This is a genomic window from Stenotrophomonas sp. FW305-C-20-S1, assembly GCF_058783335.1.
This window is the reverse complement of the sequence record NZ_JBYTEK010000001.1, coordinates 158,215-171,620: the sequence shown is the minus strand read 5'-3', so window position 1 is coordinate 171,620 and position 13,406 is coordinate 158,215. Positions and strand designations below refer to the sequence as shown.

General features: G+C 66.5%; 9 protein-coding genes. 3 read left to right on the top strand and 6 right to left on the bottom strand.

The features are described from left to right. Positions 1-6 precede the first annotated feature (6 nt). Positions 7-1,851 (bottom strand): 3-hydroxybutyrate oligomer hydrolase family protein, encoded by a 1,845-nt coding sequence (locus AC3WTC_RS00710; protein ID WP_492710049.1) that lies wholly within the window; start codon positions 1,849-1,851, stop codon positions 7-9. An 88-nt stretch (positions 1,852-1,939) separates the two neighbouring features. On the opposite strand from AC3WTC_RS00710, the gene AC3WTC_RS00705 reads away from it, so the two are divergent. Then, a complete protein-coding gene (locus tag AC3WTC_RS00705) occupies positions 1,940-2,614 on the top strand; it encodes a response regulator transcription factor (RefSeq protein WP_025874518.1) in 675 nt (224 codons plus the stop codon). Positions 2,615-2,621: 7 nt separating this feature from the next. On the opposite strand, the gene AC3WTC_RS00700 is transcribed toward AC3WTC_RS00705, so the two are convergent. From AC3WTC_RS00700 to AC3WTC_RS00685, 4 genes are all read right to left on the bottom strand, one after another. Further along, positions 2,622-5,954 (bottom strand): hybrid sensor histidine kinase/response regulator, encoded by a 3,333-nt coding sequence (locus tag AC3WTC_RS00700; protein WP_301863628.1) that lies wholly within the window; start codon positions 5,952-5,954, stop codon positions 2,622-2,624. Positions 5,955-6,023: 69 nt separating this feature from the next. Next, positions 6,024-6,509: a MaoC family dehydratase gene (locus AC3WTC_RS00695; RefSeq protein ID WP_099842516.1), complete on the bottom strand. Its 486-nt coding sequence runs from the start codon at positions 6,507-6,509 to the stop codon at positions 6,024-6,026. Then, positions 6,506-7,384, bottom strand: a complete 879-nt coding sequence (locus AC3WTC_RS00690; protein WP_492710045.1) for an alpha/beta fold hydrolase — start codon at positions 7,382-7,384, stop codon at positions 6,506-6,508. The genes AC3WTC_RS00695 and AC3WTC_RS00690 overlap by 4 nt, the downstream gene beginning before the upstream one ends. Before the next feature lie 11 nt (positions 7,385-7,395). Continuing rightward, complete coding sequence (locus AC3WTC_RS00685) at positions 7,396-9,558, bottom strand: TonB-dependent receptor (protein WP_492710246.1); 2,163 nt, start codon at positions 9,556-9,558, stop codon at positions 7,396-7,398. Between the two features lie 181 nt (positions 9,559-9,739). Here AC3WTC_RS00685 and AC3WTC_RS00680 point away from each other — a divergent pair, with 181 nt between their 5' ends. After that, on the top strand, positions 9,740-11,143 hold the full coding sequence (locus AC3WTC_RS00680; RefSeq protein ID WP_492710043.1) for a GntP family permease: 1,404 nt from the start codon (positions 9,740-9,742) through the stop codon (positions 11,141-11,143). 87 nt (positions 11,144-11,230) lie between these two features. Beyond that, positions 11,231-12,235, top strand: a complete 1,005-nt coding sequence (locus AC3WTC_RS00675) for an extracellular catalytic domain type 1 short-chain-length polyhydroxyalkanoate depolymerase (protein ID WP_025874524.1) — start codon at positions 11,231-11,233, stop codon at positions 12,233-12,235. Between the two features lie 116 nt (positions 12,236-12,351). Here the strand turns inward: AC3WTC_RS00675 and AC3WTC_RS00670 are convergent, their stop codons facing one another. Continuing rightward, positions 12,352-13,392, bottom strand: coding sequence for a methionine synthase (locus tag AC3WTC_RS00670; protein WP_492710041.1), 1,041 nt, complete (start codon positions 13,390-13,392; stop codon positions 12,352-12,354). Between the last annotated feature and the right edge of the window lie 14 nt (positions 13,393-13,406).

Sequence of the window (13,406 nt, the reverse complement as noted above, 5' to 3'; positions counted from 1 at the left end):
GGCGCGTCAGCGGCCGGGGGGCGCGGGAATGGACAGCTGCTCGCGCAGCAGCGGCGCTTCCGCGCGTGGGCTCGGCTGGATGAGTGCATCCTGCGGCAGCGCTCGCCCTGGATCTTCAAGGTGTTCCCACACCTGGTCCATCGCCGCGAACAGGTAGGGCAGCAGCGGGACGTAGCGCTTCCGGTAGTCCGGGAAGGCCAGCAGCGAGTCGAAGTGCTGTGCCTTGTTCACCCGCCAATAGGCGATCTGCGCCCCGGCCTTGCGGGCAAGTGGCACGTAGCGATCACTGGTCATGCTGATCGGTACCAGCCCGTCGTCCAGGCCATGGATGACCACGATCGGCAGGCCGCGACGCGGCGCCTTGGCAGTCGCTGCGGCGATGCCGGCGCGTACCCGTCGGGCGTCGGCGCTGTCATTCTCGCCAAGTGCGCGCAAGCAGCGCAGGCCACGCAGCGGATCAGCTGCCGCCCCGGTGGCATTGCCGTCCACCAGAACCACGCCGCTGCCCGGCGGAATGCCGCTGCCCTCGCTCGACCAGGTTGCACGAACCTCGGCCGTGGCCGCGTGGCGTCTGCCGTCGGTGCCGGCGGCCGAGAAGCTGTACGCGCAGGGATGTTTGCCTGCGGCGTAGCGTCCATAGGCTGACGAGTAGGTCGCTGCGATGGCGCGCCACAGATCGAAGCCGGTGGAGAATGCGCCGGCGCGAAGTGCATCGGCGCTCAAACCCGCGTCGAGCAGCTGCTGCCGTGCCGACCGTGCCTGTGCTGCAGTGTCATCGCCTTGCACCAACCCAGCGGATTTCAGCGTGGCACATCGCTGGGTCCACCCTGGCACGGCCTGCGCCCGCATCGGCGGTTGTGGTAGATCGTCCTCGGTCAGCAGGGCACAGGGCATCAGCAACGCGGCCTGGGTGACGAAGTCATACAACGCTGGTGCGCCGGCCACCGAGACATTGGGTTCGCCGGCCACCATTGCATCGAACCAGTCGCCTTCGATCTCCGCCGCGCGCAGCACGGCGCCACCGCCATTGGATACGCCCACGCCCAGCGTGCGTGTGTTGGTCGCAGTGAATGGGGCCGATTGCGGATAGGCACGGTCCAGCGCCTGCAGGCCGAACTGCAGCGCCTGCAGCAGATGGCGGCCCCAGTCCGCTTCCGGGTTGTCACCGGAATGGGCATGTTTGAAGGCGATTCCCTGCGTGGCTGTCGCACCCGCAGGAATGAAGGCCAACGCGCCTTGGCTGGCTGGCGTGCCGTCTGCCTGGAAGCCGGCCTTGGCGTCCAGATCGTAGTAATCACTGCCGGCGCCCTTGTCGGTATAGGCGACCGCGCAGCCATGTGCCAGGCCCCAGCTGCCGGCAACCGCGATCGCGCCATGGATGCCACGCGAGCCGGAAGATGCCGCGACGACCAGGCAGCGCCGCGCGGCGTCGAAGCTGTCGGGCACCTGCACCAGCACGCGGTGGGGATGGCGCGCGCCGGGAACGCGCGCATAGGCGGAGAATTCGCGGCCGGGTACCGCCTGCAGGCTGCCGTAGACATCGCCAAAGCCGCCGCCGGGTGTCAGGTCGGCGATGCCGCGCCAGCTGCTCCAGATCGCACGACGCCGGACTTCCTCGGCCGTGGGCTGGGCCGGGTTGGCAAACGCCGGCGCGGTGGCCGAGCGCAGGGCGTCGATGCCCAGGCCTGCGGTCAGCAGTTCGTCGCTGCCGCGATGCACGGTTTCCCGCCACTGCTCGAACACCGGAACAGCGGTAGTGGGGCGGGGCGGGGCGGCGTGGGTGCTGGAGATGCTGCCCAGAAGCAATGGCAGCGCGGCGCACAGCAGCATGACGGGGCGGTGGATGTTCATTGCTCCACCCTAACCATCCGGGCGGCGCACGCCAGCGTACCTTGGTACCCGTGCCCAGGCGCAGGCGATTTGCTAACCTCGGCTGGACATGCCGACCCTGCTCATCGCCGATGACCACCCCTTGTTCCGCGCGGCGCTGCATCGCGCCGCCGAAGAGGCGGTGGCTGACCTGCAGATCAGCGAGGCCGATTCGCTGCACGGCGTGCTCGAAGCGATCGAGAGCCAGCAGATCGATCTGATGCTGCTGGACCTGCACATGCCGGGCAACCACGGCCTGGCCGGACTGGCGACCATACGCGCGTTGCAACCGGGGCTGGCGATCATCATCGTTTCGGCCAATGAAGAGCCGCACGTGATCCGCCGCGCCATCGACCTGGGCGCAGCCGGGTACCTGCCCAAGAGCTCGGGCCTGACCGACCTGCAGTCCGCACTGCAGACCGTGCTGGAAGGTGAGCGCTGGATACCGGCGCTGCTGCGCGAGCCGGTGGCGCGGGTGGCGCCCTTCAGCAAGGACGCCGATCTTGCCGCGCGCTTGTCCAGCCTGTCCGCGCATCAGTACAAGGTGCTGAGCCTGGTGGCCGAAGGGCTGCTCAACAAGCAGATCGCCGACCGGCTGGGCGTGCAGTTGCGCACGGTCAAGGCACACATGACCCGCATCATGGGACGACTGGGCGTACGCAATCGCGCGCAGGCCATCCGCGTGCTGCACGAGATGGGGTTGACCGACCCATCCCGGCAGATCGAAGACGCGCAGGACGCCTGATCCTTCGTCAGGTCCTTTCCGTGCTGGCCGTTGCCAGCAGATGGTTGATCGCCCAGCGCAGCGCCAGCGGCTTGAACGGCTTGTTCAGCAGTGACAGGCCCACACTGCGCACCGCCTCGCGCGTGTCATTGCCGGTATCGGCGCTGAGGATCACCGTCGGCCGCGCGCCATGCACGGCGACGAGGCGCTTCCACAGTGCGACGCCGGTATCGCCCTCATCAAGGTGGTAGTCGAACAGCCACAGTGCCGCCTCATGTGCGGACGCGCCCAGCGCAGCGACATCACGCGCCGCGATGACATCGCAGCCCCAGGCAAGCAGCATCAGCCGCATTGCCTCCAGTGCCTCCGCATCGTTGTCGACCACCAGCACGCGGATGCCCTTGATGCTGCTGTTGCCAGCGGCGGGCTCAGTGCGTGGGGCCGCCGGTGGCGCTGCCCGCGCCACGGTGATGGAAAAGGCCGAGCCGCGATCCAGTTCGCTTTGCAGTTCCAACGGTGCATGCAGCAGGTCGGCAATGCGGTGCGCGATGGTCAGGCCAAGACCGAGGCCCTGGCCATTGCTGCGGTCGCCACGGTGGAATTCCTCGAACACCACGGCTTGTTGCTCCGGCGCGATGCCGGGGCCGCTGTCATGCACGCCGATCGACAGTGCCTGGCCGTGCCGGCGAACGCCCAGCAGTACGCCGCCACGGCGGGTGTAGCGGATGGCGTTGGCCAGGAAGTTCTGCAGTACGCGGCGCAGCAGCAACGGGTCGCTGTGCACCCACGCGCGGGTGCGCACATGGCGGAACTGCAGGCCGCGTGCCGCGGCCAGCACGGCGAACTCCTGCGCAAGCGGCTCCAGCACGGTCGACAATGCGAACGGGCGCGGATCGGCCACCAGGCCACCGGCTTCCAGTCGCGAAATATCCAGCAGGCCCGACAGCAGATCGTCGGTGGAATCCAGCGCGCCGCGAATCTGGCGCAGGAAACTGTCTAGGAATTCCGATTCGATGTGCTGCGACATGGCGTCGGTCAACAGCTGCGCCGCATGCAGGGGCTGGATCAGGTCATGGCCGACCGCGGTCAGGAAGCGGGTCTTGGCCACGTTGGCCCGCTCGGCTTCATGCACGGCCTGTTCAAGCCGGGCGGTGCGGTCCTGTACGCGACGCTCCAGGGTTTCGTTACTGCGCTTGAGCGCGTCCTCTGCCCGCCGGAAGGCGGTGACATCGGTGAAGGTGGCCACATAGCCGCCACCGGGCATTGGGTTGCCTCGGATCTCAACGATGGTGTTGTCCGGGAAAATCCGCTCGGAAAGGTGCGGCGTGCCGCGCCGCATGTGCACCACCCGCCGCTGCAACGCCTTGTCGCGCGAGTCACCAGGGGTGTCGCCGATCTTCAGCTGTCCCAGTGCCCACGCCGTCAGGTTCGACACCGGCTGCCCCACCTGCAGCAGCTCCGGCGGGAACTTGAACAGCGCGGCGTAGCGGCTGTTCCAGGCCACCAGCTGCAGCTGCGCATCGACCACGCTGATGCCCTGGCTCATGTTTTCCAGGGCGGCCTCCAGCAGGCGTTGGTTGAAGCGCAGCACCTGGGTGGCTTCACCGACCGCGCGGGTAACAGCGTCCAGCGGCGCAGCGCCGCCATCGCGTGCCGCCTCCACCAGCAGCCGCGCCATGCCTGCACCGACCACGGCGGTCAGTTCGCGCTCGATGGCAGTCACCCGGTCGTCGTCCAGCATCTGCCCGGCGTGCCCGTCCATCAGCTGGCGTGCCCGTTCCTGGCCGAGGAAGCGACCAGCCGTCTTGCGCAACGATGCAGCAGCCACCGCGTCGCGCTGCCGAGGCACAGAAGGACGCACCGCGCGCGACACCAGCACGACGGTTACCAGGTTGACGGCCAGGCTGGCGCCCATGCTGATGGCGATATGGCCCGGCTGCATGCGCAGCGAGAACATCGCCAGCCAGTGCAGTCCGTCGGGACCGGCCGACGCCAGCGGCGCAGGGAGCACCATGGGCAGCAGCACCAGCCACAACCAGACCAACGAGCCCAGTACGATGCCGGCGATGATGGCCGGGGAGGGCGTGCGCGGACGGTACACCGCCAGCAGCACCGCCGGTGCCAGCTGCGAGAGCGCGGTGAATGACATCAGGCCGAAATCGCTGAGCGCCTCGGTGCCGCTCATCGCACGGCTGTACAGCCACGACATCAGGAACACGGCGAGGATGCCGGCGCGCCGGAAGGCGAGCACCCGCGGTCGTAGATCCGCGCCGGTGTTGAAGCCATTGACGCCGCTCAGCAGGCGCGAGCCCACACCGTGGTTGCCGAGCATGATCGACAGGGTCAGCCCGGACAGGATCATCATGCCGGTGGCGGCACTCAGACTGCCCAGGTATGCCAGCAGTGCCAGCAGGTGATGGCCGCGCTCCTGCGGCAGGGCCAGCACGTACAGATCCGGCGTCATCGAGGGCGGCAGCTGCGCGGCACCGGCCAGTGCCATCGGCACCGACGGCAGGCCGATCAACAGCAGGTAGACCGGGAACAGCCAGCGCGCCGTCTTCAGGTCCGACGACTGGCGCAGCTCGACCACGCCCACATGGAACTGATGGGGCAGGGTGAACGCGGCCATGGCACCGAGCGCCACCATGGTCAGGTAATCCGGCACCACTGCCGGCGGCGGCAGGTGCGCCATCTTCTCAAGCAGCGGCGTGCCGGCCTTGTGCACCGATAGCGCGGCATACAGGCCAATGGCCAGCAGTGCCGTCAGCTTCAACAGTGATTCCAGGCCCAGCGCGACCACGATGCCGCGGTTGTGCTCGGTCGCCGACGCCTTGCGTGCGCCGAACAGAGTGGTGAACGCCGCCATCGTCAGCGCGAACCAGAACGACACGTCCAGCTGCCAGCCAACGGGTGCGAACTGATCACCGAGCAGGGCGGCAAGGCCCTGGCTGACCGCTTTCAGCTGCAGCGCGATGTAGGGAATGATGCCGAACAGCGCGACCAGGGTGATGGTGATGCCCAGCCCTTGGTCGGCGCGCAGGCGCGCGACCACCAGGTCGGCGATGGTGGCGCTGTTGTGCTGCTTGGCCAATCGCCCCAGCCGCACCAGGAACGGCAGGCCGAAGGCAAAAATGAGGGCCATGCCGATCAGTGTCGGCGGAATCGGGAAGCCCCATTGCACGCCCTGCGAGGCAGCCCCGTAGTAGGTCCACGCCGTGCAGTGCACGCCCAGTGACAGCGCGTAGATGGCTGGCCATACCTTTGACAGCCGATGCCCCTGGCGTTCCCCCCACAGGGCGACGCCGAACAGCAGCACGGTCCACGCGATGCAGGCGAACAGGACGATGGAGGGCGTCAACATCGCTCCAGTGTAGAGAGAACCGCGGCCGGCGGGCAGCCGGCCCGCCCCGCGCGGGAGGACGGTGCGGCGCTAGTCGGCGAGCACGATCAGCGACAACTGTTCGGCGACCACGGCTGTCTCGCCGGCGGGAACCACTTCCACGGTCTTGTGCTGGGTCAGCAGCCACTGCCCGGGCCTGCGCGCTTCCAAGGACATCAGCTGCGAGCGCACCCGTACCTCGGAACCACTCGGCACCGGCGCCAGGAAGCGGACCTTGTTCAAGCCGTAGTTCAGTACGTGTGCGATGCCGGGAAAACCGGCCAGGGCCGCCACGTCGTCCTCTACGGTAAGCGAGAGCAGAAGGAACCCATGGGCGATGGTCTGCCCGCCCGGCAGGCCGGTCCGTGCGCGGGCGGGATCGGTGTGGATCCAGTTGTGGTCACCGGTGGCTTCGGCGAAGGCATTGATGCGCGACTGCGCGATGCGCGTGCTGCCGCTCAGCCGCTCGCTTGCCGCCCATTGGTGCAGGGCCTGCAGGGCGGCAGGCAGCGCATCCATCGACACGCCGGAACTCATCGCACGCGATCCAGCAATGCCAGGATCGCGTCACGCGCCTCGGGCTCGGACAGCATCGGCGCATGGCCTACCTCCGGTACCTCAACGAGGCGGGCGTTGGGCGACGTGGCGGCCATCTGCTGCGCGACATCGGCAGGCAGGATGTCCGACAACGCTCCGCGGACCACCAGCACCGGCACCCGTGCGGTCAGCCCACGCACCGCGCGCCACAGCACCGGGCGCAGCAGCCACAGCACCCACGGCCGCGTGGTACGGATCACCGCCGGGTCGTAGTCCAGTTCCAGCAGGCCATCGCTGCGCTGGCGGAACGTGCGTACGGCCATCGCACGCCAGTCGTCGCTGGTGAAGCGCGGAAACGCGGCCTTGCCGATGGATTCCACATAGGTCGTGGCCTGTGCCAGGTCCATCGGTGGCACGGGCTTGCCGGCGTACTTGCCGATCCGCGCCAGCGCTTCGCGCGGCACCTTGGGGCCGGCATCGTTCAGAACTGCCGCGGCGATCAGCCCGGGCGCACGCGAGGCCAGGGTGATGGTGACCAGCACCCCCAGCGAGGTGCCGACGAAAACCGCCTTGTCGATGTTCTGTGACCGCAGCAGCGCCACCATGTCGTCGGCATAGGTGCGCGGGTTGTAGCTGGACGGGTCCGATGCGCGTTCCGAACCTGCGCGTCCTCGCAGGTCAACCGCGATCACCCGCCAACCCGCAGCAGTCAGCGATGCGGCCAGCGCATCGAAGTCGGCGCCATTGCGGGTCAGGCCGGGGATGCAGACCACGGTGCCGCGCGCCGGCTGCGCGCCTGCAGGAGCATGGTCACGCGCATGCAGGCGCAGGCTATCGTCACTTTTCCAGTACAGATCATCGTAAGACGGTGTCATGCAGAAGCTTCCTAGAAATCGTAACGGACGCTGAGGCTATATTGGCGCGGCGGCCCATAGAAACCAATCAGCGTGCCGACCGCCGGAATGTTGTAACCGGTGGTGCGGTACTCCTTGTCGGCCAGGTTGGTACCCTGCAGCGAGAAGGTCCAGGCATCGTCAAGCTTCCAGGTCACGCCGGCATTGACCAGCCCGTAGCCGTCCTGGCGGATCACCGGGCTCAGATCGGTGGTCGGCCACACTTCACTCTGGTAGCTGTAGCTCACCCGTGCGGACAGGTTGCTGCCATTGGCCAGGTCGGTGCGGTACTCCACGTTCAACGCGCCCGAGAAGTCCGGTGCGTTGGTGAACTTCATCTGCTTGGCCACATTGACGCCGCGGTCCAAGTACTCGTCATACTTGGCATCCAGCCAAGCCAGGTTGCCGGAGATCAGCCAGTGCTGGCTGGGCAGGTACTGGTACTCGATTTCCAGGCCGTTGATGGTGCCGGCGCCGGCATTGGTGAAGTCGCCGAAGAAGGCATCGTCGACGCCGTCGCCATTGGTATCGATGCCGGTGAACACCGACAGCTGGATGTCCTTGTACTTGTTGTGGAACGCCGACAGGTTCAGGAACAGGCGCTGGTCGAGGAAGGCCATCTTGCTGCCGATCTCGAAGCTGTCGACCGTCTCGTCATCGAACGGCTCGGCCGAGCGTGGCACGGCAACGGCATTGGCGCGGATGTTGTAGCCGCCGGACTTGAAGCCACGCGTGGCCAGGCCGTAGACCATGATGTCCGGGGTGATCTGGTAGTCCAGCGACACCTTGGGCGAGACGTTCTTGAAATTGGTCTTCTTGTCGAAATCGGCGGCGACCGCAATCGGACGGGTGAACGTCGCATCGGAGTAGAAGCGGTTGAGCACGATCGCGCGCTTGTCCTCGTCGGTGTAGCGGGCGCCGACGTCCAGCTTCAGCTTGCTGGTCAGGTCGAACGTCCAATCGGCATACAGCGCGATGCTGTCGGTGAGCACCTTGCCACGGGTGTCGCCGAACTGCAGGTTGAAGAAGTTGTTGCGGATCTGTCCACCGGCCTCGCCACTGAACTGGTACAGGCCCACCACGCCGCGCACGCGGCCGCCGGCATCGTAGTTCAGCTGCACCTCGTTGCTGACCTGGTCGTCATGGTAAGTGCCACCCACATCGGCCAGCTTGACCGGCGTGCTGTCGAAGTCGATGTTCGCGTCGCTGTCCGACTTGCGCTTGGCCGCCACGTACTTCAATGCAACGTCTTCGCTGGGCCGCCAGTTCACCGTGGCCGAGGCGCCCTTGGTCTCCACGCTGTTGAGGTTGCGCATGCCCGAGCGGATGTCGTAGCGGTCATCCATCGGCGGGTAGGCGCGCACGAACGGGTTGGGTGCCAGCATCTTCGAGCCACGCATGCCGGACTGGTCATCGATCCAGTCCAGGGCGAACTGCACGTCGAAGTCGTCGCCCGCATACGCACCCAGGTTGAAGCGTGCCGCATTGATCTGCTTGTCACTGACCGGCTGGTCGGTGAAGGTGTTCTCGCCGAAGCCGTCACGATTCATGCTGGCCACCGCCACGCGCGCGCGCAGGCCGCTGTCGGCCCCGCCGATCGGGCCGCCGATCGCCGCCTTGGCGTCCAACTGGCTGTAGTTGCCGACGGTGATCTGGGCGAAGCCTTCGGTCTGGGTGGGCAGGCCGCGCGAGATGTACTTGATGGCACCGCCAATGGTGTTCTTGCCGTACAGCGTGCCCTGCGGACCGCGCAGCACCTCGATGCGCGAGACGTCGAACACGTCCAGCAACGCACCCTGCGGACGGGCGATGTAGACGTCGTCCAGGTAGATGCCCACGCCCGGGTCAGCGCCCCAGGTGGGGTCGGACTGGCCGATGCCGCGGATGTAGGCGGTGACCGTGCTGCTGGCGCCGCGCGCCGCGTAGATGGTCAGGTTGGGGACCTGTCCATCAAGGTCGCTGATGTCCTGGACGTTCATCTTGTCCAGGGCTTCGGACGTAAAGGCGGTGACGGCAACCGGCACCTCCTGCAGGGTCTCCTCGCGCTTGCGTGCGGTCACCGTGATGCTGTCCAGGTTGGTGGCCGAAGCGGTGCGGCCGGCTGCCGGCGCGTCCTGCGCCAAAACCGGCCCGGTGGCCAGCAGCGTGCCGATCATCAGGCTCAAGCAATTCCGTTTCATTCGGTCCTCCCCCAAGGCATGTACGCGGCGAATGGCCCATTGCCACCCATGGACGCTAGGCTAGCGGCGCGGTTGCGCACCGGCGAGTGGACCTAGGTCCAGTCGGCAGCGGTCGCCAGATCCGGATACTGGGCGCGTCCCCACCCGGAAGCGCCGTATGTCGTTACTGATCGTACTTGCAGCGCTGGCCTTCCTCATCCTGGTGGCCTACCGCGGTTACAGCGTGATCCTGTTCGCGCCCATCGCCGCGCTTGGCGCAGTGCTGCTCACCGATCCCTCGCTGGTGGCACCGATGTTCACCGGCTTGTTCATGGACAAGATGGTTGGCTTCCTCAAGCTCTACTTTCCGGTGTTCCTGCTGGGCGCGGTGTTCGGCAAGCTGATCGAACTGTCCGGCTTCTCCCGCTCGATCGTGGGTGCGGCGATCCGCTTGTTCGGACCGCAGCGGGCGATGCTGTCGATCGTGCTGGTGTCGGGCCTGCTCACCTACGGCGGCGTGTCATTGTTCGTGGTGGTGTTCGCGGTCTATCCGTTCGCGGCCGAGATGTTCCGCCAGAGCAACATCCCCAAGCGCCTGATTCCGGCCACGCTGGGGGTGGGCGGCTTCAGCTTCACCATGGACGCATTGCCGGGCACGCCGCAGATCCAGAACATCATCCCGACCACGTTCTTCGGCACCGATACCTGGGCGGCTCCGGTGCTGGGTACGCTGGGCAGTGTGTTCGTGCTTGCGGTGGGCATGGCCTACCTGGAGTGGCGCCGTCGCGCGGCGGCGCGCAGTGGCGAGGGCTACGGAGACCCGGCCACCCTGGTGAACGAGCCGGCACCGTTCGCAGGCACCCATCTGGCCCACGCGGGCATTGCCGTGCTGCCGCTGCTGCTGGTGTTTGTGTCCAACAAGCTGTTCACCCTGGGCATACCGCACTGGTACGGTGCGGAGCACAGCTTCGTGCCGTCGATCATGGGCAGCGCCGCGCCGGTGGTGCAGGGCGTGGCGAAGATCACCGCAATCTGGGCCGTACTGGGGGCGCTGCTGGTTGGCATCCTGTCGGTGCTGGCGCTGGCCTGGCGCCCGGTGGTCACCCAGTTTGCCGAAGGCACCAAGGCGGCGATCGGTGGTGCCGTGCTGGCAGCCATGAACACCGCCTCGGAATATGGCTTCGGCGCGGTCATCGCCGCGTTGCCCGGCTTCATGGTGGTGGCCAACGCGCTGGGGGCGATCAAGGACCCCCTGCTGCATGAAGCGGTCACCGTAACCGGTCTGGCCGGTGTCACCGGCTCTGCATCGGGCGGCATGAGCATCGCCCTGGCGGCAATGTCGGAGACCTTCATCGCCAACGCACAGGCTGCCGGCATCCCGATGGAGGTGCTGCATCGTGTCGCCGCGATGGCATCGGGCGGCATGGACAGCCTGCCGCACAACGGTGCGGTCATCACCCTGCTGATGGTCACCGGGCTGACCCATCGGCAGGCCTACAAGGACATTTTCGCAGTGACCATCATCAAGACCCTCGCGGTGTTCGTGGTGATCGGCATCTACTACGCCACCGGCTGGGTTTGACAGCGGCGTCGCAGCACCCTCTGGAAGGTCGGTCCACGAGGATTTCCGGTACCACTTCATCCACGACTCACGCATGAGGATCTGGTCATGAAATCTGGAATCGATTCAATCAAGGCGCTGATGCTGCTGCTGTGCACCTGGCTGGCCACCACGGGCGCCGCCTCTGCGGCAGACCCACCCGGACATTGGGACGTTGGCCTGTACGGCAATCTGTTCGGCGCCCGCGAGTACCAGGTGTGGGTGCCGGCCGGCTACGACGAAACGCGGCCACTGCCCCTGTTGCTGGTGCTGCACGGCTGCGTGACCGGGCCGAACCTGATGGGCGAGGCCTCCGGCTTCAACGAGGTGGCCGACACCGAAGGCTTCATCGTGGTCTACCCGCGGCAGAACGTAACCTCCAACCCCGCGCGCTGCTGGAACTGGCAGCTGCCGATCAACCAGGCGCGCGACAGTGGCGAAGCCTCCATCCTGGCCGGCATCGTGGACAAGGTGAAAGCGGGCTACAGCATCGATCCGCACCGGGTGTACGTCACCGGCATTTCCGCCGGCGGGGCGATGACTTCGATCATGCTGGCCTGTTATTCGGATGTGTTCGCGGCGGGCGCGATCCACTCCGGCGGCATGTACAAGGGCGCGACCACGATTTCCGGCAGCGCCTATGCGCTGTTGGCCGGCAGCATCTACTCACCGGACAGCAACGGGCGGCTGGCCTGGCAGTGCTCGGGCTCGCCGTCGCCGCGACCGATCCCGGTGCTGGTCTTCCATGGCACCGCAGACGCCACGGTGAACCCGATCAACGGGCAGCAGGCCGTGCGCCAGTTCCTGCAGACCAACGACCTGGCTGACGATGGCGTGGACAACGACTCGGTGAAGTACGTGCCGACCAGCACCTTCCACGGCCAGGTGCCGGGTGGGCGTGCCTACACGGTTGACTCTTACACCTATGGCGGCAGGACGCTGGTGCAGCATTACGTGGTGCAGGGGATGGGGCATGCCTGGAGCGGCAGCCAGTCCGGTTTGCCGTTCACCGATCCCAAGGGGCCCGATGCCACGTTGATTACCTGGCTGTTCCTGAAGGATCAGCAGCGCTGAGTTTCGGGCACAGGAGTAGGGGAGGCGGCGCCAGTGTGGGAGCGGTGGGCTCCCGCACTGGCGCGCGGCCTTTGCCTCATCCATCCAAGCGTGTCCGCCCGCATGCGCACTCGTGCTCAACCCCGGGCCAGAAGCTCGTCGCGGATGATCTGTGCACCTGCGCTGAGCGCGCGCAGCTTGCCTCGTGCCACGTCACGCGACAGCGGCGCCATGCCGCAGTTGGTGCTGGGGTAGAGCTTGTCAGCATCCACGAACTGCAGGGCCTTGCGCAGCGTGTTGGCCACTTCTTCCGGCGTTTCGACCGTGCTGGACGCCACATCGATGGCACCAACCATTACCTTCTTGCCGCGCACCAGCTCGATCAGGTCAATCGGCACGTGCGAGTTGTGGCATTCCAGCGAGATGATGTCGATGCTGGACGTCTGCAGCTTCGGGAACGATTCTTCATACTGGCGCCATTCCGAACCCAGCGTCTGCTTCCAGTCGGTGTTGGCCTTGATGCCGTAGCCGTAGCAGATATGGACCGCGGTTTCGCACTTGAGCCCTTCGACAGCGCGCTCCAGTGCAGCGACACCCCAATCGTTCACTTCGTCGAAGAACACGTTGAAGGCAGGCTCGTCGAACTGGATGATGTCGACGCCGGCCGCCTCCAGTTCCCTGGCTTCCTGGTTGAGGATCCCGGCGAACTCCCAGGCCAGCTTTTCGCGGCTCTTGTAGTGCGCGTCATACAGGGTGTCGATCATGGTCATCGGGCCCGGCAGCGCCCATTTGATCGGCTGCGTAGTCTGCCTGCGCAGGAATTTCGCATCTTCCACAAACACCGGCTTCGGGCGGCTGACAGCGCTCACCACGGTGGGCACACTGGCGTCGTAGCGGTCGCGGATGCGGACGGTTTCACGCTTCTCGAAATCGACGCCACTGAGGTGATCGATGAAGGTGGTGACGAAATGCTGCCGTGTCTGTTCGCCGTCACTGACGATGTCGATGCCGGCGTGCTGCTGTTCCTGCAGGGACAGGCGCAGGGCATCCTGCTTGCCTTCAATCAGGCCGTCATCCTGCAGCTTCCAGGGCGACCAGAGCTTTTCGGGCTCGGCCAGCCAGGAGGGCTTGGGCAGGCTGCCTGCGGTGGAGGTGGGGAGCAGTTTCTTCGTCGACATTGCGTCTTGTGTCC

Coding starts and splice junctions, on each gene's coding strand:
- AC3WTC_RS00685 (WP_492710246.1), bottom strand. CDS start 9,558: ATGATCGGCACGCTGCTGGCCACCGGGCCGGTTTTGGCGCAGGACGCG.
- AC3WTC_RS00690 (WP_492710045.1), bottom strand. CDS start 7,384: ATGACACCGTCTTACGATGATCTGTACTGGAAAAGTGACGATAGCCTG.
- AC3WTC_RS00695 (WP_099842516.1), bottom strand. CDS start 6,509: ATGAGTTCCGGCGTGTCGATGGATGCGCTGCCTGCCGCCCTGCAGGCC.
- AC3WTC_RS00670 (WP_492710041.1), bottom strand. CDS start 13,392: ATGTCGACGAAGAAACTGCTCCCCACCTCCACCGCAGGCAGCCTGCCC.
- AC3WTC_RS00700 (WP_301863628.1), bottom strand. CDS start 5,954: ATGTTGACGCCCTCCATCGTCCTGTTCGCCTGCATCGCGTGGACCGTG.
- AC3WTC_RS00680 (WP_492710043.1), top strand. CDS start 9,740: ATGTCGTTACTGATCGTACTTGCAGCGCTGGCCTTCCTCATCCTGGTG.
- AC3WTC_RS00675 (WP_025874524.1), top strand. CDS start 11,231: ATGAAATCTGGAATCGATTCAATCAAGGCGCTGATGCTGCTGCTGTGC.
- AC3WTC_RS00705 (WP_025874518.1), top strand. CDS start 1,940: ATGCCGACCCTGCTCATCGCCGATGACCACCCCTTGTTCCGCGCGGCG.
- AC3WTC_RS00710 (WP_492710049.1), bottom strand. CDS start 1,851: ATGAACATCCACCGCCCCGTCATGCTGCTGTGCGCCGCGCTGCCATTG.